Source organism: Vibrio sp. 1CM8B (assembly GCF_023161685.1).
Taxonomy (GTDB): Bacteria; Pseudomonadota; Gammaproteobacteria; order Enterobacterales; family Vibrionaceae; genus Vibrio; species Vibrio coralliirubri.
Map to the genome: position 1 here is coordinate 147,229 of NZ_JALNTU010000004.1, position 25,980 is coordinate 173,208.

Annotated in this window: 29 protein-coding genes; 5 read left to right on the forward strand and 24 right to left on the reverse strand. The window is 44.8% G+C overall.

Going from position 1 to position 25,980, the window contains the following annotated elements:
• Window positions 1-51: 51 nt before the first annotated feature.
• Window positions 52-1,701 (reverse strand): GMC family oxidoreductase N-terminal domain-containing protein, encoded by a 1,650-nt coding sequence (locus MSG36_RS09530; protein ID WP_248367503.1) that lies wholly within the window; start codon window positions 1,699-1,701, stop codon window positions 52-54.
• Window positions 1,694-3,298 (reverse strand): long-chain fatty acid--CoA ligase, encoded by a 1,605-nt coding sequence (locus tag MSG36_RS09535; protein ID WP_248367504.1) that lies wholly within the window; start codon window positions 3,296-3,298, stop codon window positions 1,694-1,696. The genes MSG36_RS09530 and MSG36_RS09535 overlap by 8 nt, the downstream gene beginning before the upstream one ends.
• Before the next feature lie 369 nt (window positions 3,299-3,667).
• On the opposite strand from MSG36_RS09535, the gene MSG36_RS09540 reads away from it, so the two are divergent.
• Entirely contained in the window at window positions 3,668-4,693 is a 1,026-nt protein-coding gene (locus MSG36_RS09540; protein ID WP_248367505.1) for an AraC family transcriptional regulator, read from the forward strand.
• Between the two features lie 57 nt (window positions 4,694-4,750).
• Here the strand turns inward: MSG36_RS09540 and MSG36_RS09545 are convergent, their stop codons facing one another.
• The gene (locus tag MSG36_RS09545) at window positions 4,751-4,990 is read right to left on the reverse strand and encodes a hypothetical protein (RefSeq protein WP_248367863.1); all 240 of its coding nucleotides are present in this window, start codon (window positions 4,988-4,990) and stop codon (window positions 4,751-4,753) included.
• On the opposite strand from MSG36_RS09545, the gene MSG36_RS09550 reads away from it, so the two are divergent.
• Entirely contained in the window at window positions 4,962-6,113 is a 1,152-nt protein-coding gene (locus tag MSG36_RS09550) for an MFS transporter (protein WP_050622360.1), read from the forward strand. The genes MSG36_RS09545 and MSG36_RS09550 overlap by 29 nt on opposite strands.
• Window positions 6,114-6,264: 151 nt before the next feature.
• Here the strand turns inward: MSG36_RS09550 and MSG36_RS09555 are convergent, their stop codons facing one another.
• The 3 genes from MSG36_RS09555 to MSG36_RS09565 all read right to left on the reverse strand — a co-directional run bounded on the left by MSG36_RS09555 (window position 6,265) and on the right by MSG36_RS09565 (window position 8,148).
• Window positions 6,265-6,600 carry a winged helix-turn-helix domain-containing protein gene (locus MSG36_RS09555; protein WP_048608244.1) on the reverse strand — a complete coding sequence of 112 codons (336 nt, stop codon included), beginning with the start codon at window positions 6,598-6,600 and terminating at the stop codon, window positions 6,265-6,267.
• Window positions 6,601-6,773: 173 nt separating this feature from the next.
• Window positions 6,774-7,106: a winged helix-turn-helix domain-containing protein gene (locus tag MSG36_RS09560; protein WP_048608241.1), complete on the reverse strand. Its 333-nt coding sequence runs from the start codon at window positions 7,104-7,106 to the stop codon at window positions 6,774-6,776.
• A gap of 148 nt (window positions 7,107-7,254) precedes the next feature.
• On the reverse strand, window positions 7,255-8,148 hold the full coding sequence (locus tag MSG36_RS09565; RefSeq protein ID WP_248367506.1) for an AraC family transcriptional regulator: 894 nt from the start codon (window positions 8,146-8,148) through the stop codon (window positions 7,255-7,257).
• Window positions 8,149-8,198: 50 nt separating this feature from the next.
• On the opposite strand from MSG36_RS09565, the gene MSG36_RS09570 reads away from it, so the two are divergent.
• Window positions 8,199-9,596 carry an MATE family efflux transporter gene (locus MSG36_RS09570; RefSeq protein WP_248367507.1) on the forward strand — a complete coding sequence of 466 codons (1,398 nt, stop codon included), beginning with the start codon at window positions 8,199-8,201 and terminating at the stop codon, window positions 9,594-9,596.
• Window positions 9,597-9,691: 95 nt separating this feature from the next.
• Here MSG36_RS09570 and MSG36_RS09575 read toward each other — a convergent pair whose 3' ends face one another.
• Together MSG36_RS09575 and MSG36_RS09580 are read right to left on the reverse strand one after the other, a co-directional pair.
• A complete protein-coding gene (locus tag MSG36_RS09575; RefSeq protein ID WP_050622357.1) occupies window positions 9,692-10,087 on the reverse strand; it encodes a nitrous oxide-stimulated promoter family protein in 396 nt (131 codons plus the stop codon).
• A gap of 2 nt (window positions 10,088-10,089) precedes the next feature.
• A complete protein-coding gene (locus tag MSG36_RS09580) occupies window positions 10,090-10,605 on the reverse strand; it encodes a GNAT family N-acetyltransferase (RefSeq protein WP_048613523.1) in 516 nt (171 codons plus the stop codon).
• Window positions 10,606-10,702: 97 nt separating this feature from the next.
• Here MSG36_RS09580 and MSG36_RS09585 point away from each other — a divergent pair, with 97 nt between their 5' ends.
• Window positions 10,703-10,912: a DUF2986 domain-containing protein gene (locus MSG36_RS09585; protein ID WP_048608234.1), complete on the forward strand. Its 210-nt coding sequence runs from the start codon at window positions 10,703-10,705 to the stop codon at window positions 10,910-10,912.
• 116 nt (window positions 10,913-11,028) lie between these two features.
• On the opposite strand, the gene MSG36_RS09590 is transcribed toward MSG36_RS09585, so the two are convergent.
• The 9 genes from MSG36_RS09590 to MSG36_RS09630 form a co-directional block, all read right to left on the reverse strand.
• Window positions 11,029-11,952: an ABC transporter substrate-binding protein gene (locus MSG36_RS09590; protein WP_248367508.1), complete on the reverse strand. Its 924-nt coding sequence runs from the start codon at window positions 11,950-11,952 to the stop codon at window positions 11,029-11,031.
• A gap of 2 nt (window positions 11,953-11,954) precedes the next feature.
• Window positions 11,955-12,830, reverse strand: a complete 876-nt coding sequence (locus tag MSG36_RS09595; protein ID WP_017067856.1) for a metal ABC transporter permease — start codon at window positions 12,828-12,830, stop codon at window positions 11,955-11,957.
• The gene (locus MSG36_RS09600) at window positions 12,830-13,564 is read right to left on the reverse strand and encodes a metal ABC transporter ATP-binding protein (RefSeq protein ID WP_248367509.1); all 735 of its coding nucleotides are present in this window, start codon (window positions 13,562-13,564) and stop codon (window positions 12,830-12,832) included. The genes MSG36_RS09595 and MSG36_RS09600 overlap by 1 nt, the downstream gene beginning before the upstream one ends.
• On the reverse strand, window positions 13,564-14,499 hold the full coding sequence (locus MSG36_RS09605; RefSeq protein WP_193840442.1) for a zinc ABC transporter substrate-binding protein: 936 nt from the start codon (window positions 14,497-14,499) through the stop codon (window positions 13,564-13,566). The genes MSG36_RS09600 and MSG36_RS09605 overlap by 1 nt, the downstream gene beginning before the upstream one ends.
• A gap of 45 nt (window positions 14,500-14,544) precedes the next feature.
• Window positions 14,545-15,120, reverse strand: a complete 576-nt coding sequence (locus MSG36_RS09610) for a hypothetical protein (protein WP_193840443.1) — start codon at window positions 15,118-15,120, stop codon at window positions 14,545-14,547.
• Window positions 15,117-15,452: a hypothetical protein gene (locus tag MSG36_RS09615; protein WP_248367510.1), complete on the reverse strand. Its 336-nt coding sequence runs from the start codon at window positions 15,450-15,452 to the stop codon at window positions 15,117-15,119. The genes MSG36_RS09610 and MSG36_RS09615 overlap by 4 nt, the downstream gene beginning before the upstream one ends.
• 116 nt (window positions 15,453-15,568) lie before the next feature.
• On the reverse strand, window positions 15,569-16,405 hold the full coding sequence (locus tag MSG36_RS09620) for a DUF4198 domain-containing protein (RefSeq protein ID WP_048608220.1): 837 nt from the start codon (window positions 16,403-16,405) through the stop codon (window positions 15,569-15,571).
• A gap of 111 nt (window positions 16,406-16,516) precedes the next feature.
• Window positions 16,517-17,035, reverse strand: coding sequence for a DUF2271 domain-containing protein (locus tag MSG36_RS09625; RefSeq protein ID WP_048608218.1), 519 nt, complete (start codon window positions 17,033-17,035; stop codon window positions 16,517-16,519).
• An 84-nt stretch (window positions 17,036-17,119) separates the two neighbouring features.
• Window positions 17,120-17,749, reverse strand: a complete 630-nt coding sequence (locus MSG36_RS09630; protein ID WP_048608216.1) for a PepSY-associated TM helix domain-containing protein — start codon at window positions 17,747-17,749, stop codon at window positions 17,120-17,122.
• A 451-nt stretch (window positions 17,750-18,200) separates the two neighbouring features.
• On the opposite strand from MSG36_RS09630, the gene MSG36_RS09635 reads away from it, so the two are divergent.
• Entirely contained in the window at window positions 18,201-18,521 is a 321-nt protein-coding gene (locus MSG36_RS09635; RefSeq protein ID WP_048608214.1) for a hypothetical protein, read from the forward strand.
• 160 nt (window positions 18,522-18,681) lie between these two features.
• Here MSG36_RS09635 and MSG36_RS09640 read toward each other — a convergent pair whose 3' ends face one another.
• The 7 genes from MSG36_RS09640 to MSG36_RS09670 all read right to left on the reverse strand — a co-directional run bounded on the left by MSG36_RS09640 (window position 18,682) and on the right by MSG36_RS09670 (window position 25,892).
• Window positions 18,682-19,860 (reverse strand): hypothetical protein, encoded by a 1,179-nt coding sequence (locus MSG36_RS09640; RefSeq protein WP_248367511.1) that lies wholly within the window; start codon window positions 19,858-19,860, stop codon window positions 18,682-18,684.
• The gene (locus MSG36_RS09645; RefSeq protein WP_248367513.1) at window positions 19,857-20,477 is read right to left on the reverse strand and encodes an energy transducer TonB; all 621 of its coding nucleotides are present in this window, start codon (window positions 20,475-20,477) and stop codon (window positions 19,857-19,859) included. The genes MSG36_RS09640 and MSG36_RS09645 overlap by 4 nt, the downstream gene beginning before the upstream one ends.
• A gap of 19 nt (window positions 20,478-20,496) precedes the next feature.
• On the reverse strand, window positions 20,497-20,901 hold the full coding sequence (locus MSG36_RS09650; protein WP_004731145.1) for a biopolymer transporter ExbD: 405 nt from the start codon (window positions 20,899-20,901) through the stop codon (window positions 20,497-20,499).
• Window positions 20,898-21,458: a MotA/TolQ/ExbB proton channel family protein gene (locus MSG36_RS09655; RefSeq protein WP_004731144.1), complete on the reverse strand. Its 561-nt coding sequence runs from the start codon at window positions 21,456-21,458 to the stop codon at window positions 20,898-20,900. The genes MSG36_RS09650 and MSG36_RS09655 overlap by 4 nt, the downstream gene beginning before the upstream one ends.
• Window positions 21,458-22,834 (reverse strand): MotA/TolQ/ExbB proton channel family protein, encoded by a 1,377-nt coding sequence (locus MSG36_RS09660; RefSeq protein ID WP_248367515.1) that lies wholly within the window; start codon window positions 22,832-22,834, stop codon window positions 21,458-21,460. The genes MSG36_RS09655 and MSG36_RS09660 overlap by 1 nt, the downstream gene beginning before the upstream one ends.
• On the reverse strand, window positions 22,834-23,601 hold the full coding sequence (locus MSG36_RS09665; RefSeq protein WP_050622345.1) for a DUF3450 domain-containing protein: 768 nt from the start codon (window positions 23,599-23,601) through the stop codon (window positions 22,834-22,836). Before MSG36_RS09665 ends, MSG36_RS09660 begins: the two co-directional genes overlap by 1 nt.
• 194 nt (window positions 23,602-23,795) lie before the next feature.
• Window positions 23,796-25,892 carry a TonB-dependent siderophore receptor gene (locus MSG36_RS09670; RefSeq protein ID WP_248367517.1) on the reverse strand — a complete coding sequence of 699 codons (2,097 nt, stop codon included), beginning with the start codon at window positions 25,890-25,892 and terminating at the stop codon, window positions 23,796-23,798.
• Window positions 25,893-25,980: the final 88 nt, after the last annotated feature.

Below are 25,980 nucleotides of genomic sequence, written 5' to 3' on the forward strand. Positions count from 1 at the left end.
AAGACTATCTAACCTACTGTTTTATTTATGGTTATCACTTAACTTCTTGATTTAAACCACAGCTTCGCCTTTCGCTTGAATGTCAGCTTCTTGCTTACCTGCCCCGTATTCCTGTTTGATCTGATCTGCGACTTTCTCGGCAATCATAATCGTTGGTGCATTGGTGTTTGCCCCAATCAGTGTCGGCATCACAGAAGCATCAATGACTCTCAAATTATCCAAACCATAAACTTTGAGATCTTTATCCACCACAGCTAAAGAATCACTATTAGGTCCCATTTTACAGGTCCCCACCGGGTGATACTGAGTGTCTGCACGATTGCGAATATCTTGCTCGATAGCCTTGTCATCACTGGCGTCCACAGGGTAAAAAGCATTGCCACGGATATCATCAAACGCAGAACTCTCTAACATTTGATACTGCTTCTTCCAGCCTTTAGTCATGATCTCCATATCTTCAGGATGACTGAAAAACGCAGGATCGATCTTAGGCGGATCATAGGGATCATTGCTATTCAGCGTTACGGTGCCATGGCTCTTCGGTCGCAACAAGGTGACATGAGAGGTAAAGCCATGACTGGTATGGATTTTTCTGGCATGGTCATCTACAACAGCGACCACAAATACAAACTCTAAATCCGGTACAGCGATATGATCTTCGGAGCAAAGAAAGCCTATCCCCTCTGCAAAATTACTGCTCATCTTACCGCGACGTTCTTTGTGCCAGAGCGGTAAAGCTTTGGTCATTTCAGAGGCCATTTGCAGCGAGATACCAAAAGTTTCACGCTTTTCACTGCATTTGTACGAGTGCACTAAGTCGATATGGTCTTGAAGGTTCTTGCCCACTCCAGGTAATTCATGAACTTGTTTGATGCCATGCGTCTCTAGTTCAGCTTTAGCACCGACACCAGACAGTAATAGCAATTGGGGCGAACCAAACGCGCCAGCGGATAGAATCACTTCCTTGTTACATCGAATCTGATAACGTTTGCCGCTCGATCCGTATTCGACGCCAACCGCCTTCTTGTCTTCAAACAATACCTTATGGGTGGTTGCTTTAGTAACGACCGTAAGATTTGGACGCGAAAGGTTTGGCGTTAAGTAAGCCTTGGCAGCGCTGCATCGTTCACCATTCAACTGTGTTACCTGCGTCGGCATCGCCCCAAACTGAGCCGCACCGTTAATGTCCTCGTTACGAGGCACACCTATAGACTCACACGCCGTTAGATAACGTTCCAGCATAGGGCTTGGCGATCTAAGGTTTGCCACATTAAGAGGACCACCTTGACCATGAAACTCATCTTGATGAACTTCGTTGTTTTCGGCTTTCTTAAAGTAAGGCAGACACGAATCATAGCTCCAACCTGTGTTACCCAAGCTTTCCCATGTATCGTAATCGTAGCGGTGTCCACGAGCGTACATCATGGCATTGATAGAGCTAGAGCCGCCAAGTGTCTTACCTCTCGGCTGATAACCTTTACGACCATTCAAACCCGGCTGTTCAACCGTTTCGAATGCCCAATTATTGAGTTTGGTTGGCATCATCGCGACAACGCCAACAGGTGTGTGAATGAATGGGCCCGTGTCTTTACCACCCGCTTCTAACAAGCAAACCGTCACATTGGGATCTTCCGACAGCCGCGAAGCCATGACACAACCCGCAGAACCACCGCCAACAATAATAAAATCATAACTATCCATTTGCCATCTCCGCTATTTCTAGTGGGTGTAACTCACGCTTCAAGATTTTTCCGGTTGCTGTCATGGGTAAGGCTTTACGAATGAATACCTTACGCGGGTATTTGTAGTCGGCGAGTTGCTCACGACACCATGCTATCAAGGCGGCACTATCACATTGCGCATGTTCGTGAAGCACCACATGCGCGTGGATCTCCTCGCCTAAATGATCATGATGCTCACCTACCACCGCAACCATTTCAACATCGGGATGACACATCAAGACTTCTTCAACCTCACGTGGATAAACGTTGTAACCGCCACGAATAATCATGTCTTTCACACGGTCAACAATGAACAAATTGCCGTGCTCATCGACGCGTCCGATATCTCCCGTTAAGAACCAGCCATCACGAATAGATTCAGCTGTCGCCTCTGGCCTTTGATAATAGCCTTTCATCACACTTGGGCTTTTAATGCAGACTTCGCCTAGTTCACCCATAGCGACAGAGTTGCCTTGTATATCAGTAATCTTGATAAGGTGGCCACATAAAGGCTGACCGACACTGCCAGACAATCGGTCACCATCAATATGATTAAAGGTCGCAACTGGCGCTGTTTCTGATAAACCATAGCCTTCTAATACTGGAAGCTCAAAACGAGACTCAAACTGTCGTATGACCTCAAGCGGCATAGAAGCACCACCAGAAACACCTAACCTCAAGCTATGTTTGACCTGTTCAGAGCGTTTTCTTGTTTTTTCTGAAGTGTCAGCAGACTCTTCTCCCGCCTTTAATAGCGCGATGTACATGGTAGGAACGCCAGCAAAGACACTGACTTTATGGCTAATGATCTGTTCAATAACCAATGACGGTTCAAAACGAGGAATCAACACCATGGTTGAACCCGTCAACACACTCGCGTTCATCATCACTGTCTGGCCGAAACTGTGGAACAAAGGAAGCGTAGCCATCGTCGTATCACTGTATTCCAATCTCATTAGATATTGTGACGACATCGCATTGGTCTGCATGTTGGTGTGGGAAAGCTCTGCCCCTTTAGGTTGACCCGTCGTGCCAGAGGTATAAAGGATCACTGCGGTATCATCACCATGGCAAGCAACAGATTCAAAAGGAGTCAAAGGTTGTGCCAACCAATCGGCTATTGATTCATGCTGCTCATTACTTTCTAAAGTAGTGTCCGCACTTGTTGGAATAGGCATCTCGACAAAGTGTTCACAGTGGTTTGCCTGATCAAAACCTTGTAAACCATAGCGACCAATTGGAAGCTCTTCGCTCCCTTCAAAACATAAATAGGCTTTCGCGTCAGAGTCATTAAGGTGATAAGCGATCTCTCTGGCCTTGAATAACACGTTCAAAGGCACGACTACACAGCCCGCTTTTAGAATCCCGTAATAGGCTATCGGAAAGTAAGTCACGTTCGGGCATGACAATGCGACCTTATTTCCCTTCTGCAACCCAAGTCTCTTCAAGTTAGCAGCCACATTTCCAGAAAGTTGTTCTAACTGAGAAAAACTGATTTCATCTGATCCCATACGCAGAGCGGCTTTAGGTGGAAAAAGCGAAGCGCTACGCTCCAAATTAACAGCAAGATTGTGCATCCATGATCTCCTTATGCGGCTTAGACCTGTTTGTGACGGTCACCGTAGACGTTCTAATCGTTGTAATAAGTGTCTTTATTGTCATCACGAGCCTGCACATTGGTGTGTCATGTAGATAAGAGTCGTTATTGAGCAAAATGTTGGTGACGCTCCAATGTGCAACCCAACAAATTACAACATTTTGATAACATTTCGAACAGGTTTCAAAAAGACAAAAACCGGTGATATTCGGACACAGCCTGCTCAAGCCCAATAAAACCTTGCACACATAAACCAAAATTTGGAACAAGCTTGCGAAAGTGAGAACAAGCAACAGGCGTAAATGTTAAAAGTTCGGTTAAGATATCGATATTCAACAAGAGGCAGCTTATGGAATACACCGCAGTTTACGAACCCGATATGCAAGCATTCGGCATTCTGGATCTTCAGTTGCTGCATCGTTACCTGTCGCCTGTTCTAAGTATCGAAGAGTTGCTTGAAGGCAGTAACATCGATGCCCTCCAACTCAACACACCTGATACACACATCACTTTGGCGCAAAAGCTTGCTGTGTTCAGTAATGCGTTAGCGAATTCTAACGAAGACGGATTGGGGCTTAAAGTCGGCCAACAAGCCAGGTTCAGCGACTTTGGCGTGCTCGGTTATGCGGTGTTTAGCAGCGAGACACTACTCGATGCCTTTTTAATCGGATTCAAGTATCTGCAACTTGCTGGCCCTGTCCTCAGGAAAACCATGTCTGTAGAAGACAACATTGGTTACTTTCGCGCAGAGCAACTTATCGAACTCGATTCTTTGCTGCCCTTTTGCTGTGAATATTGGTTTGCGGCGATACACAATTTATGTGAAGAAGTTTTGCAACAGCCCTTTCCTTCTCAAGTGATCCGCTTCCCCTATCCAAAACCTGAATACGGCGATCTATACACAGAGATTTTCCGCTGCCCGGTTGAATTCAATAGTGACCGTCTTGAATGGGAGTTCGACGCAACCACCTTGTATTCGTCTCTTCCTACCGCCAATACCATCACTTTACAGATGTGTTTAAAATCGTGTGATGACATGTTGGCAAAAGTCAGCGCACCGACCAGCCTCAAAGAGAAAGTCTCTCAGATGCTGATAGAAAGGCCAGGATGTTACCCATCGATAGAATCCATTTCTTCAGAACTGGGCATGTCTTCTCGAACTTTGCGTCGTCACCTGAAAGCAGCGGATACGAGCTATCAGAAGATACTGGACCATGTTCGCTTTCACCTTTCCCGGCACTACCTTTCTTCAACTCGAATGAGTATTGAAGAGATATCTGAACGCGTTGGCTTTTCTGATAGCGCTAACTTTCGTCATGCCTTTCGTAAGTGGAGTGGTAACTCGCCACGCCAATACCGTAAAGAAACGGTCTAACACTTAAACTCCCATCCTATCCAAATCAGAACATGACAATCACGCTGCAATCTTTTTCTAAATTAAACCACCAATGAACAACGGCTTAACGACTTTTTGACCGCATAAAATCACGTCAAACCACCAAATATCGCAACCGTATTTTAGTTTAGTTGGTCGATAAATTTCTTTTATCTTAACGACCATTTTTATTCGTTTTACCCAATTCAGTTTCTCCCCCATAGTCGCGGAAAATTCATCGTTTCTTTTACTATCAGAGGCTCCTGCATTGGACAACATCCAACCAACAACTCGCATAACTGTTCCTGTTATTGCATTGTCTTTTTACGCGATCGCTTCAGGCTACTTAATGAGTTCATTACCATTAATGCTGTCTGAGTATGGCTTAGACAAAGATCTATCGAGTTGGTTGGCGAGTGCATTCTATGCAGGTCTACTGGCTGGTACATTATTGATTGAACGTGCCATTGCGCGTGTTGGTCACAAAGACGCGTTCGTTGTCGCATTGAGTGTGTTCATCGCAACGATCCTTGTATTGCCATTGATCCCACATCAAGCAGTATGGCTGTTAGCTCGCTTTGTGGCTGGTGTGGCGGTTGCAGGTATCTTTGTGATTGTAGAGTCTTGGCTAATGAGCGGTGACGAGTCACAACGCGCAAAGCGTCTCGCTATCTACATGTGTTCACTGTACGGCGGTTCTGCAGTTGGTCAGCTTGGTATCGGTTACTTAGGTATTACTGGTGGCGTACCTTTCATCGCAATGTTCACCCTTCTGTTTGGTGCGATCATTGTTTTGATGTACGGACAAGCAACACCACCACAAATCCACGATGCGCAATCTTTGTCTTTAAAGCAGATCAGCAAATTAAGCCACAGCGCGCTAATTGGCTGCATTGTGTCTGGATTAACGCTAGGTGCGATTTACGGCTTGATGCCAGTTGAACTTGCTCAACGTAACATTGCACACGAAGACATTGGCGGTTTGATGGCTCTGGTTATCATGGGTGGCATGGCTGTACAGCCGATGGTGACTTGGTTATCTCACCACGTAGGACAAGTGTTATTAATGGCTCTGTTCTGCCTGCTAGGGGTTGCAAGCATTGGTGTGCTGACTATCAACCACGATTTCTACGTACTAGGCATGAGCTTGTTCGTATTAGGCATGGCGACATTTGCGCTATACCCAATCGCGATTAACTTGGGTTGCCGTAACCTTGACCCTAGCTACTTGGTGTCAGTGACTCAAATCATGTTACTTTGTTACAGCATCGGTTCTGTTGCGGGACCAATCGTTGCAGACAGCTTTATGGATTCACAAGCAGGATTGTTCACATACCTGTTCGCGTCTCTACTTGCTACAACGATCTACATGTTAATTGCTAGCCTCAAGCGCTCTCACCTACAGATTGCAGGCGAGTAAGCTTAAATAGACAGACACCAGATGCGTGTCATTAGGGCTCTGAGTTAAGACTTTATGTCTAAGCGAAGGGCCCTTTTTGTTCATGTCGCCTGCAGGAAAGAACGACAATAAACATCAACAATCAGAAAATAAATTCTATTACCTCTGAACGTTAAGGTTGAAATACATAACCTTCACCAGTAATGGTAATGATTAGTCCATCTCCGAATAATGATCTTATTTCAGATATCGCAACAATCACCGAAGAGTTAGTTACTTTTTCACTTTCCCAGCCAATCTTCTTTAATTGACCAACACTGAACAATTCACCTCGATGTCGATTCATAAATAAAATGATCTTTCGGTACGCCAAAGGCATAGTAGCCAGTACGTAGCCATTCTCTACATTGCGAATAAGTTTGGTGTTGAGTTCAACAATTTTACCGTTTAATTCAAGTATTACGTTGTTTTCAGAGTGGTTCGTTTCTATTACAGGATAAGAGTCCATTTTTATATCATTCCCTTACTATATAGCCAGCGACAAAGTCAGATTCAGTCGTATTTATATAACGTCGCTTATAACTGGACGTTTTAGATTTGACGATAATCAATGGAATTCGTACGGTAAAGAGATTAAATTTTTATTATTAAGATATTAACAGGATATAAATAGAGGATTATTTAGTCCGCCATAACATACCCTTCGTTGGAAACGGTTTGAATACAACGACAATCAAGAACTCTTCTGATCTCGTAAATAGCCACCAATACAGACGCACATGTCACCGCTTTACCGGCCCAACCTACACGCTTCAAAATTTGCTTACTGACTACTTGGCCTTTGTTCTGATAAAGATAAAAAAGTACTTTACGGTGAGGCCCTGAAAGCGTTCCTACAATCGAACCACAGCCCTGCTTACGTACGATTTTAGTGCCTGAACGAAACTCTTTGTTGTTTAAAATGAGCTTTGACGGGAGATCTAAATCATCCGTCTCGCTGATAACTTGTTGCATTAATTCCTCATGTTGCATAAGCAGTCGTCTTCTGAGATATTTCCAATACTATCGAATAGAGCAAAAATACTAAATTGATAGATAGCTCAATACAGTAATATTACTGAAAAGTTTGATCTTGCGTAATTGATCGAGGAAACATGCAAGGCTAACCAGGAAATCGATGGCTCTTTCGATATTGACTGGGTGACAAACCGAAATGCTTTTTGAAACGATGCGAAAAGTTATAAGGATCTTTGTAGCCTAAGCGATTAGCAATCATAGAGACTGACCAATCTTGATATTTCAGCAGGCTTGTGGCTTTATCCATGCGTAATTGAATCAATTTACTGCGTGGCGACAGGTTGAATAGCGTCTTGGTGACTCGATTGAGCTGCTCTTCACTGATGAACACTCTTTCAGCCATCCCTGCTACTGTCCATGGCTGGTGCAGACTACTTTCAATTTCGTTATAGAGCGCTTGAACACGTGCAGTGGTGCTGGTCGACTTAGGCTCAAACCCCGTCAATGTTCGGATAATTTCACTCAAGAGTAACTTACGGTAACTGGCTCTGCCGCCTATCTCAAAGTAAACCAAGTTCATTAATGACCAGATCTGCTCACACTCTCCAAAAGGCACAATCCCCTGTCCTAAACTTGCTATGTGTTGCCACTGCTTAGTGTCAGGCGTCAACATCCACGCCATTTTCCAATAATTATATTGAGGATCGAGTTCAAAACGAAATGGGGTTTCAGCAGGAAGCACCACGAGTGTATAAGGCGTAATCGCTTGTACCGATGTTGCGGTTGTTAGAATGCCGCCACCTTCCATAGTGAAAATCAACGTATGAACATTAACGGATTCACGCTCAACCCAATAACCATCATATAGCTTCGCCATGCCGCCCATATAAACACCAAAGCTTTTCATCTCTGGAATATCTTCAACGGTCAAAAAACGTTCTTTGCACTGTTCAGCGAGAAAAACATCATCATGCCAAGTTGATTTTGGTTTCATTGAATCAATGACGGATTTGCACAGGTTTTGTTGTTTTTTAAACATGTTGTTACTTCGCTCAAATCACTATAGTTCTGCCATAAATCGGAGAGCTTATGACAACTAACATCAACCCTAACTCATCTATGAATAACAAGCCAGAGAGCATCTTACCTCGTATCGTTAAACTTGGTTTACCTGTTGCTTTGCAAAGTGCGCTTGTCGCTATTCTTGCCCTTGCTGACGTATTAATGGTCAGTGACTATGGTATGGAAGCAGCTGCGGCTGTGGGAATTGCATCAAAATGGCACTTCGTGGCTATTATGATTATGGCAGGGTTGGCCTCAGCAAATGGAACATTAGTCGCTCAATACTGGGGAAAGAATGACCGAAAAAGCGCGCGAACAGTATCATCTATCGCTATGGTGTTTGGCTTAAAAGTTCTGTTGCCTGTTACTGCAATCATCACTCTTGGTTCTCAGTTTTTAATGATGTTGCAAACTAGCGATCAAACCGTGATTGAACTTGGCGCGACTTACCTATGGTATGGCTTCCCTGTTCTACTGCTGACTCACATTGTTGTCGTAGTAGAAGCAAGTATGCGCTCTTCAGGTGACACCGTAACTCCACTACTATTGGGCGCGGTGACCATTGCACTCAACATTGCGCTTAACTTCGTTCTAATCAAAGGTGCCTTTGGTATTCCCGCTATGGGCGTCGCCGGTGCAGCACTGGCGACAACACTCGCTCGCGCAATTCAAGTGGGCTTGATGTACGGCTACATGCGCATGCGTAAACACTGGTTGTTAACCACGCCTAGCTCACCACATCGTCCGTCATTATGGTTATCTTACCGTCGTATTGCTTTGCCACTAACGATGAATGCCGTGTTATGGGCAATGGGCACTATGGCGTACCAAATGATCTTCGGCCACATGGGCACAACCGAACTTGCCGTGTTCTCTATGCTCGCGCCGTTTGAGTCGCTGTGTTACTCGATTTTCTTCGGTATTTCGGTAGCGTGTTCAGTGTTACTTGGTCATTCATTGGGCCGTGATGAGTTTGATGACGCAATGAGCATGGGACTGACATTCATTAAAGCCGTCGTTGGCTTCGGCGCGGTTGTTGGATTGCTACTGTTTATGGGCAAAGAGCATGTTCTAACATGGCTGAACCTTTCTACAGATGCGCTCTACCCGTTCGCTTCACCTGCAATGACCATTATGTGTTTTGCTGTGGTGATTCGGATGCTGAACATGGTGATCATCAACGGTATTATTCGCGCTGGTGGCGATAATGCGTTCTGCCTGCGTATGGATTTCATCGCGATGTGGATGGTCGGCATTCCAGTATGTGTTTACGGCGCGTTTGTCGCTGGATGGGATTTCAAATACATCTATGGTTTGATGTTGGTGGAAGAAGTGGTGAAACTGGCAATTTGTTCTCATCGTTACCTAAGCCGACGCTGGATCAATAACCTCACCGTGACTTACGACGAGCCGCAAGCGGCATAGGCAACATTCAAGCTGAGATAGAAGCGTATCTACATCAAAAAGGTCTGAGAAATCAGACCTTTTTCGTTTCTTCAGCAACCATTTTAAAACGTAAGTTACTTCTTATTCATTCGGATATGGCGGTTCGACACATTCGGCAGCGGCTTCTCAGGCACTTTTCGCTTTTCATGTATCAAATGTCTGATCGCTAAAATCGGATGCTTGAGTAACATTCTTGGCCCAGCATAGCGCATGACTAAACGCATCTGCTCTTTAGGATCGGGCTTATAGCAATGGATCGGACACTTATTGCAGGTCGGTTTGGCTTCACCATAAGGGCAACGGTCAAGTCTCGTTTCGGCATAGCGTAACAGTTGCTCACACTCTTCACATAACGCGCCATTCTGACGCACTGCACCGTGGTGATCTTTACAGTAGATGTGCACCATCGCAATCACGGTTTTGTACTCCGTTGCGAGTTCACCTTGAAGAATGTTGTTATGTTGAAACATGATTAATTGCCCAGAGAAAAACCGTACAGGTTGAGATTGACGCTTTCACTTAATACGTCTTCGACTCGCTCAAACACAAAACCCAACTTAGTCAGTAATGCGATACTTCGAATGTTATCAGAGGTGGTGATGGCAACTAAATGATCGATATCAGCATTCTGCTTAGCTTGTTCGATTATTGCTTGTGCCGCTTCTTGAGCAAAACCTTGACCATACACCTCTGGAACAAAGCCATAGCCAATATCATGCGAGTCTAAGGTATCTCTTTTAATTAACCCGCAAATACCAATTGGGGTTAATGAGCCCTTCATTTCGACCATCAATAGGCAAACACCCTTCTCTTCATGCATCTTAAGAATGTTGTTTTTGATGTATTCAACGGCCTTGTCAGTGTCGCTGATTTCCTTGTCTCCAATGTAACGCAGGAAATCTTCTGAGCTGTATAATCGCTGAATAAACGCCGCATCTTGAGGCGTGATCATTCTTAATCGTAAACGTTCGGTCTCGACGGCCTGCATAGTGATATTTTCCTTGCTGAATACCATGTAAATATTGAGTTCTAGAGCTAAAATGATTATCCTCCACCGCCTAAACTAAATACAAGGCTATGCAGCAATGAACCGTAAGAAAAAAATCAATCAAATTCTAAAAAAGAAGCAGAAACAGGCGAATTCTAAACTGCATAGTAGCAACAAGCCTCGCTACATTTCTAAAGCTGACCGTGCAAAAATGGAAGCTGAAGAACAAGCTAAAGCCGCTCAAGAGCAAGCTGAAGGCACAGTTGAAGCGACTGTTGAAGCCGAAGAGACAAAAGCTGCAGAGTAAGTTGTAAACTCGCAGCTCTCTTGTCTAACACTCTTCCAAGAGCCAACAGACAAGAACAAAAAAAGCAGCCTCTAATTGGGCTGCTTTTTTGATCCTACCATTTTTAATCGCGCTGATTAGCCTTTAAAAGGCTGTACTTCCCAGCGTGCAAACGGCGCTTTTGCATTAATCCCCGCTCGTCCCCAACGGTCAACTGAATCAACCACTAAGATACGCTCGTTAGGTACTAGAGACTTAATTAAGTTAGTTGGCTTTTTCGCTGTGACTAACCATAGTGCATCGTCTTCTGAAAACATCGCTTTGAGTTTGGCTTTGTCTTGTTCTGTCCATTCCAGTTCAGCTTTGAACATACGCTCTTCAACAAACAGTTGAGTACCTGAAGCGAAATCTTCCAAGCTTTCTGAAAGCAACAATACTGAATCTACATCGTTATCCAGTAAGACTGCTTGTTGCTTGTTAATCAGTTCACGCACATCAAGCATTACACGCTGTAGATTGCTATCAATGGCCTCTGCTTGCGCTGGCCACAATAACTTAAAGTCGTCAGCAACAATCGCTGCCATGCGCGTTAAGTTGGTTGGGTTTAACCATGCGTATTTAGACACATCGCCATTTGATAACGTCAGCGCGGCAACACCTTGAGCACGCGGTGTGATCGCTTGAGCAGCATCCACTTCAACCAAACGGATATTGCCCTGTCTTGCGTATACAAATGTAGGATCAGCTTGCCAGATAGATGACAATGTTAATGCTACGGTCGCCTTTTCGCCGGATTGAAGGACTTTGCTTGCGCCCTTGGTACCAAACCAGTTTGGCAGACGATCAATGCCGTAGCGTTTTGGTGGCAGATATTCGGTGGTAATGTCTGTACCTTTGGTTAGCTCTGTCGCCAAAGCATAAGTCACAGGCATACTGGTGAGGATATCCTCGGCGTTGGCGCTAATAGACACCATTGAGCCAGCCAACAATAAGCTAGTTAGTGCGCCTACTTGAGTCGTTGCCTTCACTGAACTTGAGATACGATCCATTAAAGAGGTCATGATTATGCCTTTCTTACAATTCGGTATAGCGTTGCCGCTAGAAAAAATGTCGCAGAAACGATGATGATTGAAGCGCCCGAAGGTACTGGCAGTTTCAACTCCATTGGTAAGACGGTTCCAACTAAACACGCGACCGTTGCCAGTAACGCCGACAGCAATACAAAGCTGCCCATGCGTTTAGTTAGCAAGCGAGCGGTAGCTCCTGGAATCAGCAATAACGCGCCAACGAGTACCGCACCCACAATCTTCACCGCTGCAATCGTCACTAAGGTGATCATCATGACAAACAAGTAGTCGTAGAAACTGGTGTTATAACCACGAACCTTGGCAATATCCGGACTGATACAGGTCAAAAGAATACGATTGAATGTCGGTATCAAAAGCAAAATAATGATCGCGCAGCTGCCTGCGAGAATCGCTAAGTCTTGGTCTGTTACCGTCAAAATCGAACCAAATAGTACGTTCTCAAGCATGTGGATGTTGATCTTGCGCGCCACGTACATCAGCAATGCCGCACCCACTGCCAATGCTAAAGCAAGGAAAACGCCAACTAAAGTATCGTATGGCACATTGGTTCTGTTTCTTACAAAGTGAAGAAGCAGCGCGAAGATCATACAGAAGCTAAACAGACCAATAATTGGGTTTTCTGGTGGCTCGCCAAGCAACACACCTATAGCGATACCGGTTAATGCCGCGTGGCCTACCGCTTCAGAGAAGAAAGCCAGACGCTTAGCAATCACCAAAGTACCAAGGCCACCTAGTAACGGGCCCAGTAACAATGCAGCAACCAGTGCATTGACCATGAACGCATACATGAAGCTGTCAGATAACCAACCCGCTTCAACACCACTTACGGCAAGTTGTCGTAGCCAATCCATTACGCAACCTCCTTCGGTTTGTTCATCGCAGCACCACTGCTGTAGTGCTGGAATAAGCTTTCAATCTTACTTGGATGTAGTACCTGTTCGTGTGGACCACTATCCACCAAGAATCGATTCACAACATGTACATTGGCTTCAAGGCGACGTACTGCGGTTACATCGTGGTGAACCGCAAGGATCGTGCGACCCTCGTCAACACATTCACGAATCAGCGATTCAAGATAACGAACACCCTGCTCGTCCATACCCGTGGTTGGTTCATCCAACACCAGCAAACTTGGGTTATCCAATAGCGCTTGAGCAAACAACACACGTTGCTGCTCACCACCCGACAACTGCCCCATTCGGAGATCGCTACGTGTCGCCATACCCACTCGATCCAATTGTGCGAGTGCAAGATCCAATTGCTTAGACTTACGACGCCAAAATAGCGGAATTCGAGTTTGGTTAAGCAACACGAAATCCATTACCGTCAAAGGTAAGCTTGATTCGAAGGTCGCTTTTTGTGGAACGTAACCGATGCTTGGCTTTTCTGGCCAATGAATATTGATTTGACCAGAGAAAGGCGTCAAACCAAGAACGGAGCGTAGCAGAGAGGTTTTACCACCGCCGTTTGGCCCCATGATTACATGGCACTCACCCGCTTTAAGTTCTAGTGAGATATCGTCAAGAATGACGTTGTTGTCGTATTGCAGACCGAGTTGATTGATTGAAATCGATGGACCTAGCATTATGCGTTCCCGCTTTTAGCTTGGTTCGCCGCCGCAAATTTCATTGCTTCGATCAACGTCTCGAGATTCTTCTTCATCTCAACTTCGACTTTGTCGTCTTCATATTCGCCATGCGTCATGTGAGAGAAACGGTAAAGCTGAACACCCGTTTCCGCTTCAATCGTGTCAACAAAACGGTTTGGCATGTTTAGCTCGTAGAACAGAACATCAATGCCCGATGCGCGGATCTTTTCGATCGTTTCTTGCAACTGGCTCGCACTTGGTTCAACACCGTGTGCAGGCTCAATCACCGCCGCAACATCCACACCAAATTCTTGAAGGATGTAGCCATACGCATTGTGCGTGGTCGCCACCTTCATACCTGAAGTATCTAACTCACCTAATGACAACATCGCATCGCGCTTCATAAAGCGAAATTGCTTTGCGTATTTACGTGCATTCTTACGATAAAAAGCCGCGTTGTCTGGGTCGAGCTTAGAGACTTCACTCGCGATGGTGTAAACCTTTTGAATTGTTGTCGAAAGTCCAACAAACGTGTGCGGGTTCACCGCGCCTTGACCCACAGATTGGCCTAATGCGGGAAGTAAAGGCACTTCTTTGTTCGCTTCGATCACCACTAAGTCATCACGTTGCGCAGCTGAGATTACTTTAAGTGCGAAGTCGTCATGGCCAATACCGTTTACCACGATAGCGTCCATCTGGCTCAATCGCTTCAAGTCGTTCGGTTGTGGCAAGTAGTTATGCGGATTAAAGCCAGCATCAACCAAAGGAAGGATGTTCACTTTGTCACCCACCACGGCTTTTACGTAGCTGTAGTAAGGCTGAAGGGTTATGCCAATCGTCAGCTTATCGCTGTCGATCTTGTATTCTTTTGCCAATGCATTGGGTGCCATTAACACCGCTAATAACGACATCAATAGAGTCATAATTCGCATAGTAATTCTCTTATTATTAGTGAGCATTTTTATAAGCCGGATTGTTTAATGAGAAGAAGCATCATGCTGCTCAACTTCTGATTCATTGACGACCATTTTCCAGCCAGCAGATTCAAGTGTGTTCTCATCAAAACTAGTCGGTTGACTTGCTACGCCACCCAGGTAAATCCAGATTTCAGGAGAAACGCTGTTGGCGTTCAAAATAAAGGAGTCAACGAAGCCATGGTCGGTTGGCGTAGCTTGTTCACTTGGAGTAGAAAAATAATAACCACGCTCGTCCAGTACCCAAGTATGAGAACCTTTACGCTTCCAACTCTGGTCTTCAACAAATGGCGCGACCCATTCATCTTTAAGTGACGCAACACTTGGCCATTCGCCGTCTGAGTCCATACGCAGGTCGCGAATCTCTTCATGAGCCAAGCGAAGCTCTGATAACATCGCCAAGTTTTCTTGCTCGACATCGGTCACTAAGATTTGATGATCAAGTACCGCTTTGATATGCGATTCAGCTTGATGAAATGGGATAGCAACCGTGGCAAAGCTCAGAATGAACACAATGATCAGTCCTACCCATTTGCCTTCTCTGCCGCCCGTGTCAGCACGTACGCCTTGAATCATCATTTTTCGCTGATCTCAACAACGTCTACTTCAACAGGAAACTCGTGGCCTGAATCAAACACAAGGTAGAACTCAGTGTCAGGGTTTGGAAACTCAACAATGGAGCGCTTATCCGTCATCTCTTTTGCAATCAAGTTGTCTTCGTAGTCATACATCTCAACCGCGTAATCAATCGCTTTACTACCGTCTGAATAGCCCGCTTCGCAAGCCACAGTTTTGCCTTCAAACCAGCAGCTTATCAATGGAAAGTGTGCTTGCGCAGGTAATGCTGCGAAACCAAGTCCCAGAGCCAAGCATGGAGTGATTATCGATTTTAGTTTTGTTTTTATTGTCATGGTTCGTACCCTAGCCACATTGCAAATTCTCAGTAGTAAACTGAGCGATAAAGGGCTCAAATGAGCCCTTAAGTTTTTTGGTTGCTTAATCAGGGATCTAGCCCCGACATCACAGACTATTGAAGCAGTGCTTCGAACGTTAGGTGAACGTTCGCGCTTGCTTTGTCTGCCAGTGGGTTGTCAATCAACTCACCTTTGTAGTTCGCTTTCATTACGTAACGACCCGCTACATCTGGAGTGAACGTGATTTCGCCGTTCTCGTCGCTCACTACATCAATCTGTTCTTGGTGGTTGCGGTAAAGCGTGCCTTCACGAGTGATCTCAGCTTTCACGTCTTTTTGAATTTCACCGTTGTAGAAGAATTGGAACGTGACTGGTTCGCCTTCAACGATGTCTGAAGGGTGTGTCACAGGCTTCATTTCTAGAAGCTTCCCTTCAATTTTGAATACTGAATCCGTTGGCTTACCTACTGTGATGTAGCTTTCAGCACGAGTGAAGCTGATTTGTGTTACCACGTCACGTGATTTTTCAGGAAGTACAGAGTCACGTTCCGCTTTGTTTGCTTTGATCCATTTCACAGTGTCACGACGGCCCGCTTTGTACTGTGTGTAGTAAGATGGCTGGTTGTTAATCGCAACTTTGTGTGTACCTTCTTCTTCGAAGTAGAAATCGAAGATTGAACGACGTTTACCGCGAACAACAAAGTTTGGACGCTCGCTACGGCCATCAGGCATGATGACATGTGCATTTTCGCTGCCTGCAGGCTTATCAAAAACAAACGTACCGTGAGACGCAGTCACGTCGAACGTTAGCCAATCACCGCCTTCTTTCGATACGGTAAAGTGTGATGGCAAAATCCAGCGTGGGTGGGCTTGTGCTGTTGTCGTAGCCGCTAGGCCGAACGCCATAACACCCGCTAGAGCAAGTGCCTTTATTTTTGTCTGTTTCATCATGTTCATTCCATTATTTATAATTGTTAGCCGTGTCGCTCAATCTGAGCCTACGATGACTACTATCGATTCTGTTCTGATTCTTAAACCAATCGGTGTTCACTACTGCGTTGTCTATTTAGCGACGTAATTCAGTGTGATTTCACCCGTCTCTTCTGTTGCCTTTAGCTCATAAGAAGCGTTTGAATCTGTGAGTGAGACTTTTTGACGAAGATAGTTACGGCCGCCGTGTTCACGAACAACTTCGATATGAACCGTGTATTCGCCTTGCTCTAGTGCTTGGCCATCATCACTCTTACCATCCCAAACGAAACGGTACTTGCCAGCTGGACGCGTAGCGGATGTTACAGCGTCAACGAGCTCACGATCGTAACGTCCAACTTTTCTCCACCAGCTGCGTAGATCTTTCAGCCATTCATCTTTACCGACCCAAAGCTCAATGGTTTTCACTGATTTTCGTTCGCTGTTCTCGACCCACACCGCCACATAAGGACGCGCATACATAGAGGTATCAATCTTTGGAAGCTCGAAGCTCACATCAAGTTTTGCCGTATCAGAAATCGCTTGTGCCATACCTAGGCTTGGCAAAAGTGATAAAGCAAGAAGCGCCTTGCTCCAGTTCATTTTTTTCATGTTTAACAACCTTTTAAATCCGTTTAACCTTTAATTCGTTCTTCAAGCTCATTCATCAAACCGCTTCATCAAACTAATTAAGGGTTAAGGTACGGCGACAAAATAGATAGCAAGTGAGATTGCAGACCCAAACACCGTCCATTTAATGGAAGTATTGAGTGTTTTTTTCTTAGGTAACAGTAAGCACACGCCGGTAAGTACAAAGAAGACCATCAGTAGTGCAGTGATATCGATGAACCATTTCCAGACCTCACCGCTGTTACGACCTTTGTGTAGGTCGTTCAACAGGGCAATCACGCCGTAATTCGTGGTTTCGACCTCGACCATTTCAGATGTCACGTCAACAAACACAGATGCGTTGTAACCTGGTCCTTTGAAGTCCATGGACACTTCACCGATCAGCAACTCACCGTCTTCAATTTCGGCGTAGATGTCTAAACCAGAAGGAACACCGGATAAATTGGCCTCTTCAAACAGGAATGTTTCGAAGGCACTTTCGTCGACTTTTAATCGCCCGTCTTGGATCGTGAACAAACTCGTAGGAAGCGTTAACGTAGAGTTTTGGATATTGGGTTGGCTTGACTCAAATAACTCAGGTCTATTCAGGGTGATACCTGTCACTGAGAAGAAAAGAACAACGAACAGAAGTGCCATTGAAATATAAACATGAAGTCGACGAGCCCATGATTGAACCGCCCTACTTTTTAACGACATACAAACCAATACCTATAAATTTTATGGCGTCAATTTAGTTGATAATCATTCGTATTGGCATTCAATTTACATTGTTTACGTTTGCCGAGCGGCGTAAGGAAATTTACATAACATTACATGGGAAGTAATCGTACTGTATGCATATTCTTGCTAACTTGTACTAAAGGGAATGGATAGCTTGTATTTGAGGTCATCGATAGTAAGGTCAAACCTCAAAAAATCTCAATATCAACATGCTTGATTGAGGTTGGTTTAAGGTAGCAGTTGTAGCTTTAAGGAATGAAAGTTGGAGCTATTTAAGCTTCGTAACTATTAACCTTCAGAGCTATTTGATCTTTGGATCATTTTGAAGATCATACACAAACGGCGGACTCTTCGGTTGATGCAGTTTGTTAAATACAGACGAATAACCGATTTAACGATAGCTAATTAGGCTTAAAGGGATTTTGAAATGCGTATTATTGTTTTGGCTTTTACAACGCTCGTAACAGCGTGCAGTAGCCAAATGAGCAGTACAGAAGAGCACGTCCAAGAATACATCGGTTCAGACATAACCGATGCACAAGAGCAGTATCTAACCGAACGCTCACGTCCTATCAGCTTTTGGGCATCTCGAAACTATGCTTGGGTTGAGACGAAGAAACCACTAGATAATGGTTACACTTTACATGCCTTTAAGAACCCTTATCGTGACTGCACCATTAACTGGGTTGCTAACACCAGTGGCGCAATTCAAAGTGCAACGCTTAGTGGCACGATGTGCGAGCCTTAGTCAATCCAGTCCAATCGACAATAACGTTAGATGAGCTAAAGTCCCAAGGTGGGCTTAAGTCGCCTAAATTAAAAAAGGTGTCATTTGAACGATCAAATGACACCCTTTTGCTTTTCTTGTTTCTTATGCGCTGTTCTTGTCTTCTGTTTGCGATGAGCGGTTAGACGTTTCCTTTATCACTTACCGTTCTAAGCTGAGTCAGGTATTTAATCCAGCCTTTTGCCTCAGAAGATGGCTCAATGTTGTTCGCACGCTTGGCTTGAGCAAGGGCGTTATCAAGATTCTTTAACTTGTACCATGAACGCACTTTCGCTAACGCAACATCGGCTTGTTTGTTTTTGTCTTTCACTTTGTCTAAAACAACCAGAGCTCGGTCGTAGTAACCTTGCTGAACCAATAGCTGAGCCACATTCCAATGATACTGAGTGTCTTTTTTAGACGCTAACGTCCACACTTCAATCGCATTGTCCCACTCTTTAGCTAGCTGCCAGTAAGTTGCTTGCTCTGCGAGAAGTTGAACGTCGCTGTTCGCATCATCTAGCTTACTAATTTCTTGTGCTGCACGCTCTGGAATACCACGTTTCGCGTAAAGCTGTGCAAGCAAGCGGCGATCTGAGTTCTTCAGATCAACCCCTTGTAGATCAGCTAGCGCTAGCGTGTTCAATGCATCACGGTTGCGCTCTAGTCTTAACTGAATGCCTACAAGCTGACGCCACCAATTGTCTTTTTCTGGTTGAAGTTCAATTAGGCTTTCCAGTGTTGGAATAGATTGCTTCCACTGCATTAACTGTAGTTGCGCACCCAGTTTTAGCGATAGAGGCGACAGTTCTGGTTTTGCATTGAACTTGTCACGATTACCAATAGCAACCAGTACTTTTGACCAGTTTTCGATTTGGTATTCCGCTTGTGCAATTCGCATCCAAAGCACGTCTTTCTTTTCTGCCTCTGGCGCTGTTTTCACTAACTCATAGTAATGTGGAAGCGCGTTTTTGAACTGCTGATCATTTAATAACAGATCAGCAAGCATACGCTTCGTTATCCAAGCTTGTTCATCGACTAACAAATTCGTATCGACGGCATAAGTTAGCTGCTTAATCGCCTCGTCAGTTTTGCCATCTTGCCAGTAAAACACACCCAGCATACGAGCTACGTATGCTTTATCGTAGCCTTTCGAAAGCTCCAAGCCTGCAAGTACGTCAATCGCCTGTTTAACCTGTTCATCTTGAGCAAGCTTATGCGCCTTTTGAACACGAATGGCAGTATATTGAGATAGCTCTTGCGCTTGTGTTGTAAGGGGCATTAACAACAAGCCCACTAATATCCATATCTGTTTCATCATTTTGCCAACTTAAACTCTAGTTTCACGGTTTGACCAACCTGAGCTATCGCTTTTCCATCGACGACTTTCGGTTGATATTTCCATTTTTTAAGTGCTCTCATCGCTTCACGTTCAAACATACGACGTGGGTTTGCGTCAGTGACTTGAATGTCAATTGGGCGTCCCGTTTCATCGATGGTAAAAGACATAATCACATGGCCTTCAGCGCCACGCTTCAGCGCTTTAGCTGGGTAACGAGGTTCTACTCGATACAGAGGCATTGCCTGTTGGTTTGACCCAAAATCAGAAAATGTCGGAGCGTTAATCGCTAGGCCGTCAATCGATGTATTCAAATCCAAAGAAGGCAGTGAAGACATCGAATTCAGAGGCGTAACTTCAGCTTGTGACTGAGACGTTTGCGCTTTCGGTGGCGGCTCTGGCATTTCTGGTTTTTCAGGGACTGCACGTTGTCTTCTTTGGACTTCTTGTTCTTGTTCCACCATTACCATGTTGAAACTTAACGTCTCACTGTTGTCTGGTGAACGTTGGTGGCCATTATCGACCATCCAAGCCATAAAAGAAAACAGAGCTAAGCCCAATGCACCCGCTAGCGGTAAAGCAAGAAATAGGCGAATCATTTATGAAGATCCTCCAAGATCATCGCTTTTCAGCAGCAAGCGCGATGTTTTTAACACCCGCACCTTTAGCGGCGTCCATCACTTTAACAACCGTACCATTGTAAGCGTGTTCATCCGCTTGAATAACCAAAGAAGCATCAGGTTGTTCTAGCAACAAGTGTTCTAATGTCGCTTGGACACGTTCAACATCAACAACACGTTTATCGATGAAGATGTCATTCGCAGAAGTAATCGCAACAAAGATGCCCGCATCCTTTTGGCTTACTACGTTAGACGCTTGTGGGCGATTGACTTCAACCCCTGATTCACGAACAAATGAACTGGTCACAATAAAGAAAATAAGCATGATAAATACAATATCAAGCATCGAAGTAAGGTCTATTTGAGCCTCTTCGTTTTTTGAATGACGTCGACCGAGTCTCATCGTTGACTCCTTAAAGATTTTTCTAATTTCAATTCTAAGCGGTTACACACTTTCGCTAAACGAGCGTGAACAAACATGCCCGCTAATGCAGCAACCATACCCGCCATGGTTGGCAGTGTTGCCAACGAGATACCTGAAGCCATCAATTTAGGGTCACTGCTTCCTTGAGTCGCCATGACATCAAAAACAGAGATCATACCGGTAACGGTACCTAACAAACCCAACATCGGACAAATAGCGACTAACAGCTTAATAAAGTTCAAGTTCTGGTTAAGTAAGATACTCGCTTGCCCTAACCAACCTTCACGAATGGCTTTGGCATGCCAAGAAGAGTGATCTTCTCTTTCATGCCACTTAGTAATCCAAGCTTGGCGCTGCTTTGGAAAGTAGAACGCAAGATAAAGCACACGTTCGACTACAAGCACCCAATAAACTAGGACGACAGCCGCTAGCCACCACAGGACGAAACCGCCCTGCTCCATAAAGCTTGATAAAGACAGCAGCCAGTCACTCGTTAACCAACTCGCTGGTAATAGAGAACCCGACAAAATATCCATTACGCAGCAGTCCCAACTGGTGAAACGACAACTTTTGATTCAACCGTTTTTTCTGCCTGCTCAGCAACAAGACCAATACCTTGTTTCTCAAGAATATTGCGAATGTTTTCAGCCTGAGTGCTAAGAATGTTGTGTGCTAATAGCAGAGGCATTGCTGCAACAAGACCAAGTACGGTTGTTACTAGCGCCATAGAAATACCACCCGCCATCACTTTAGGGTCGCCATTACCAAACTGTGTGATCACTTGGAATGTTTCGATCATGCCGGTTACAGTACCTAGAAGACCTAACATTGGAGCAAGTGCCGCTAGAAGTTTTAGCATCGATAAACCTTTCTCTAGGTGAGTTTGTTCATCCACTACCGCTTCTAAAAGTCGTAGTTCTAGTGCTTCAACGGTTTGGTTTTGCTCTTTGTTGTAAACCGCAAGAACACGACCTAGAGGGTTATCACCCGCTTGCTCTGGGTTCTTAAGTTGAGCGCGAATTTTCTGGCGAGCGGTAGCCAAAGAAATACCACGAACTAATGCGATGATTAAGCCAATTGCAAGCAAGCCAAGAATCACTTTACCAACTACACCACCCGCTTGAAGGCGATCAGTTAGGCTTGGTGTTAGCGCTAGTTGCTCTAGCATGAACCCACGAGAAGGATCGACAACCACGTTAGACACATCGCCATTCGCTAATGTAGATAGCGATGCTAAAGTTGGACCATTCGATGGCTGTTTCAGATACGCAATCGCATCTTCACGCTGAGTGTTCCAGCTAACATAGCCTTGGTCTGTTACTAGGCCGATTGAACCTAAACGATAAGCGTCGACAGTTTGTGTGTTGCCTTCACCATTGATGAATGCAATTTGAGATCTGCTAAGCTCAGAGCTCGCTTGGATCTGTTCAACCATGCTCATCCACAAACCGGTCAGCTGTGGCATTGAAGGCAGTGATTTAGCATCAATGATTTGATCAACAGTTGCCGTGTGTTCAGCGCGGTCAACACTATTCACGGTTGAGCTAAGTTCTGTGCCGAGTTCTTTTGCGTTTTGACGAACGACACCGAACAGCTCACCTAAACTACCGGTTTCTAAACGCAGCTTCTCTTCTAAGCGAGCAAGCTTGTTTTCGTTATCACTAAACGTTTGAGTAAGAACATCTGTCGCGTTTTGTACTGATGTACGTTTCGCTTCAAGCTGAGCTTTGATCGCTTTCAGTTCTTGTTCTGTCTTTTTGAAATCAGCTTCACGCACTACGTTGTGAGAAGCTTGAGTTCGACTCTCTGATTTTGCTTTATTAACTAGCTGAGCCGTCGTGTCTGATGCAGAGAAAGCAGAAAATGAAATAGACGTAATGCAAAGCAATGCTGCTAATGGCTTTAAGTTCATTACTTAACCTCCGCAACAGTTAAAGAAACAGGTAAAGTAATTAGGCTTGGCGCCGCTTGCTGGCTTGCAATATCGTAAGCTTTATCTAGCTCAGACTTCATTGAAGAATCTAGCTCCTGCCACTGATTTTGTGTTTGATTCCAAGACCAGTATTGGCTGCCATTTAAGTTACGAGCAACCAAAGAGATACGACCTAAGTGCAACACGTCTGCTTCAATCGTTCTGTCGCTGCTCAATGCAACACGGCCTTGGTAAGCACCGAGCTTGATGCCGTAGTCCATCTCGATTTGGTAAGCTTCTAGGATACGACGATACTTCTCAGCATCACTCACATCAGCGCGAGTCATCATTGCTTGCAGCTTTTCAACTCTTTCTAGACGTTGCTCTTTCCTGATTGGCACATCTTGCTCAACTAACTGTTGAAGGCCATCAATCATTTGGTACATCAAAGGCACAACACCTTGACGTGTGTATTTGATCTCGTCGATCTGCCCTTCAATGCTCTGAGCTTCTTGATTCTGGCTCTCAACCAATGCAGCAAGGTGATCGTGATAGATTTCTAGATTTTTCACTTCTTCTTGCAGACGCTCAATCTCAGCTTGCAGCATTAACGTCGCTTGTGAGCTTTTATCAATAACCTTTTGGCTCGAAGCCGACGCGTTATTGGTCTTGTTTTGAATTGATTGAGCTTGATCCAAGCTGTTTGCCATAGAAGACGTTGCAACCAAACTGATGGCAAGCGCTAGGCTAGTTTTTAAAAGATTCATAATTGTAGTCATTTACTATAGAAGAAGGTCAAATACACTTTATTGATAAATACTATTATTGATAAGCACTCTCATTATCATTAAAAGTCACTCGCATTACTAGGGATATTTTTACTGAACAGCAGAATCACGAAAGGGGAAAGCCGAAACTTTCCCCTTAGTATTTAGGCTAACAATAGTACCCTACTAACAAATTAGTATTTTACCTGTAAAGTCGCCATGTAGTTACGGCCTTCGCCGATTACTACGTCTTCAGCAAATTGGTGGTTTGAAGATGTTGAACCACCACCCGCTAGGTATTCTTTGTCAAACACGTTCTCTACGGTTAGACGAGCAACGAAGTCTAGAGAGTCGTCGTACTTAAGCGTGTATGCAGCACCCATATCTACACGCGCGTAGCCATCTTTCTTGAAAGTGTTCGCACTGTCACCGTAACGAGAACCTTCGTAGATAAGGCCTAGGTTAACATCAACTTCGTTTGTTGCTGCGTAAGTAGACCAAACGCTTGCTGCAAACTCAGGTACGTCAACTGGGCGGTTACCTTCATATGTTTCATGGTTAGTGATTTCAGCATCTAAGTACATTGCTGAGCCAGACATAGAGAATTTTTCAGAGATAAAACCTTGCGCTGCTAACTCAGCACCACGGTGAACTTGTTCGCCACCTTGTGTCTTCGTCCAATCGCCTGATGAAGTGTCTTCTACATCCATTGAGATGTTTTCTTGGGTAATATCGAATACCGCACCAGAAACGAATAGACGTTCGTCCATCAGTTCCCACTTAGTACCGACTTCGTAAGAAACACCCGTTGCTGCGTCAAGAAGTTCACCATCGTTGGTGTAGTTGCGGCTTCCGCTTGAAACAACGCCTTGTGGTTCGAAACTTTCAGAGTAAGAAGCGTAGATACTACCGTTTGATGCTGGGTGGTAAATTACGCCAAGCTTAGGTGCAACATTTTCTTCTGCAACGCCATCACTTACTTTACGGTCGAAACGAGCGCCCGCAAGAACTTGCCATTCATCATTAATAGTAATCAAATCTTGGATGTAGAAGCCCCAAGTATCGTAAGTACTCATCTTACCTAGCGATGTTGGACCCACTGACGGCGCTGGTACTGTTGCATCTGGTGCGTATTCAGCGCTGCTGAAGCGATCCATACCACGGTAATAGCTGTAGCCTAACCAGTTAGCACCGAATAATAGTTGATGCTCTGTGCCCGCAAGATCAGCGGTTGTTGTTAGATCAACGTAAGCCGTTCTGAAACGCCATTTATCATGACGGTAGTTACCGCCTTGTGTCACGGTGCCCGTACCATCAGGATTCATATTTGAAAAGCTTGGGTAGCTTTCCATATCAATACGTTCGAAATCTTGGTAGTTGAAACCTGTTTTTACTGACCATGTATCAGTCAGGTTAGCAGCAATATCAAAACCAACGTTCTCAACATCATTCTCGATCTGTGACCACTGTGCATCCCAGATGTGCTTGTCGCTACCTACTCGGTTGCCGTCTAGCGTGTATAAAGCGCCAGAATCTACGCTACCTTCGTCGTTAGTTTTGTCGTAATGAACAGAAACTGTCACGTCTTCAGTTACATCGTAATCAACGAATACCCCACCAACAAAACGTTCTGTTTGTGGTTCAGTTCCGTCACCGTAAGTTCTCCAAGAACCGTAGCTTTCTTTAGATAGAATCGCGCGACCACGTAGAGTTTCAGCGTCGTTCAAAGCGCCACTTACGTCTACCGTTGTACGAGAATGGTCATTAGAACCAATATCTTGGCTAACACTTACTTGCGTATCGTAAGTTGGCTTTTTGCTTACCATGTTGATCAAACCACCTGGTGCAGAAATACCGTAAAGAAGACCAGAAGGCCCTTTAAGTACTTCTACACGCTCTAGCAGTTCGATTGGTTGACGGTAGTGAGACCAATGTTGCTGGCCATTTTTAAGGAAGCCCGAAGAGCTTTCTACCGAGAAACCACGTAGAGAAAAACGTTCACGGTTACGGCTTGTACCGCCAGCACTTACACTCGCGTCATTTTTAAGCACGTCACCAAGCGTTGTTGCACGCTGTTCATCGATGATTTGCTCATCGATTACTGAAACTTGTCCCGGAGTCTCTAATTGGGTCGCCTCCATGCGCATTGCTGTTGTGTTCGTGTCGGCTTTATAACCGTAGTCACGACCTTCAACAACCATATGCTCGTCTGTTTTTACTGTTTCTGCCAATACTGCTGGTGAAGCTAATACTGCGCCGATCACTAAAGCCAATGGGCTCTTTGAAAACATGTCCTTTACTCCGTTTTTATTCTTTTAGACGAGCACTTTGTTATTTATTCGATGTGCTCGCTGAACCGTTTCCGGTACCACTGAATCA

What these genes read in the sequence shown, in the direction of transcription:
- MSG36_RS09530 (WP_248367503.1), bottom strand. Translation starts at nt 1,701, where the DNA reads ATGGATAGTTATGATTTTATTATTGTTGGCGGTGGTTCTGCGGGTTGT.
- MSG36_RS09535 (WP_248367504.1), bottom strand. Translation starts at nt 3,298, where the DNA reads ATGCACAATCTTGCTGTTAATTTGGAGCGTAGCGCTTCGCTTTTTCCA.
- MSG36_RS09540 (WP_248367505.1), top strand. Translation starts at nt 3,668, where the DNA reads ATGGAATACACCGCAGTTTACGAACCCGATATGCAAGCATTCGGCATT.
- MSG36_RS09545 (WP_248367863.1), bottom strand. Translation starts at nt 4,990, where the DNA reads ATGCGAGTTGTTGGTTGGATGTTGTCCAATGCAGGAGCCTCTGATAGT.
- MSG36_RS09555 (WP_048608244.1), bottom strand. Translation starts at nt 6,600, where the DNA reads ATGGACTCTTATCCTGTAATAGAAACGAACCACTCTGAAAACAACGTA.
- MSG36_RS09560 (WP_048608241.1), bottom strand. Translation starts at nt 7,106, where the DNA reads ATGCAACAAGTTATCAGCGAGACGGATGATTTAGATCTCCCGTCAAAG.
- MSG36_RS09565 (WP_248367506.1), bottom strand. Translation starts at nt 8,148, where the DNA reads ATGTTTAAAAAACAACAAAACCTGTGCAAATCCGTCATTGATTCAATG.
- MSG36_RS09570 (WP_248367507.1), top strand. Translation starts at nt 8,199, where the DNA reads ATGACAACTAACATCAACCCTAACTCATCTATGAATAACAAGCCAGAG.
- MSG36_RS09575 (WP_050622357.1), bottom strand. Translation starts at nt 10,087, where the DNA reads ATGTTTCAACATAACAACATTCTTCAAGGTGAACTCGCAACGGAGTAC.
- MSG36_RS09580 (WP_048613523.1), bottom strand. Translation starts at nt 10,605, where the DNA reads ATGCAGGCCGTCGAGACCGAACGTTTACGATTAAGAATGATCACGCCT.
- MSG36_RS09585 (WP_048608234.1), top strand. Translation starts at nt 10,703, where the DNA reads ATGAACCGTAAGAAAAAAATCAATCAAATTCTAAAAAAGAAGCAGAAA.
- MSG36_RS09590 (WP_248367508.1), bottom strand. Translation starts at nt 11,952, where the DNA reads ATGACCTCTTTAATGGATCGTATCTCAAGTTCAGTGAAGGCAACGACT.
- MSG36_RS09595 (WP_017067856.1), bottom strand. Translation starts at nt 12,830, where the DNA reads ATGGATTGGCTACGACAACTTGCCGTAAGTGGTGTTGAAGCGGGTTGG.
- MSG36_RS09600 (WP_248367509.1), bottom strand. Translation starts at nt 13,564, where the DNA reads ATGCTAGGTCCATCGATTTCAATCAATCAACTCGGTCTGCAATACGAC.
- MSG36_RS09605 (WP_193840442.1), bottom strand. Translation starts at nt 14,499, where the DNA reads ATGCGAATTATGACTCTATTGATGTCGTTATTAGCGGTGTTAATGGCA.
- MSG36_RS09610 (WP_193840443.1), bottom strand. Translation starts at nt 15,120, where the DNA reads ATGATGATTCAAGGCGTACGTGCTGACACGGGCGGCAGAGAAGGCAAA.
- MSG36_RS09615 (WP_248367510.1), bottom strand. Translation starts at nt 15,452, where the DNA reads ATGACAATAAAAACAAAACTAAAATCGATAATCACTCCATGCTTGGCT.
- MSG36_RS09620 (WP_048608220.1), bottom strand. Translation starts at nt 16,405, where the DNA reads ATGATGAAACAGACAAAAATAAAGGCACTTGCTCTAGCGGGTGTTATG.
- MSG36_RS09625 (WP_048608218.1), bottom strand. Translation starts at nt 17,035, where the DNA reads ATGAAAAAAATGAACTGGAGCAAGGCGCTTCTTGCTTTATCACTTTTG.
- MSG36_RS09630 (WP_048608216.1), bottom strand. Translation starts at nt 17,749, where the DNA reads ATGTCGTTAAAAAGTAGGGCGGTTCAATCATGGGCTCGTCGACTTCAT.
- MSG36_RS09635 (WP_048608214.1), top strand. Translation starts at nt 18,201, where the DNA reads ATGCGTATTATTGTTTTGGCTTTTACAACGCTCGTAACAGCGTGCAGT.
- MSG36_RS09640 (WP_248367511.1), bottom strand. Translation starts at nt 19,860, where the DNA reads ATGATGAAACAGATATGGATATTAGTGGGCTTGTTGTTAATGCCCCTT.
- MSG36_RS09645 (WP_248367513.1), bottom strand. Translation starts at nt 20,477, where the DNA reads ATGATTCGCCTATTTCTTGCTTTACCGCTAGCGGGTGCATTGGGCTTA.
- MSG36_RS09650 (WP_004731145.1), bottom strand. Translation starts at nt 20,901, where the DNA reads ATGAGACTCGGTCGACGTCATTCAAAAAACGAAGAGGCTCAAATAGAC.
- MSG36_RS09655 (WP_004731144.1), bottom strand. Translation starts at nt 21,458, where the DNA reads ATGGATATTTTGTCGGGTTCTCTATTACCAGCGAGTTGGTTAACGAGT.
- MSG36_RS09660 (WP_248367515.1), bottom strand. Translation starts at nt 22,834, where the DNA reads ATGAACTTAAAGCCATTAGCAGCATTGCTTTGCATTACGTCTATTTCA.
- MSG36_RS09665 (WP_050622345.1), bottom strand. Translation starts at nt 23,601, where the DNA reads ATGAATCTTTTAAAAACTAGCCTAGCGCTTGCCATCAGTTTGGTTGCA.
- MSG36_RS09670 (WP_248367517.1), bottom strand. Translation starts at nt 25,892, where the DNA reads ATGTTTTCAAAGAGCCCATTGGCTTTAGTGATCGGCGCAGTATTAGCT.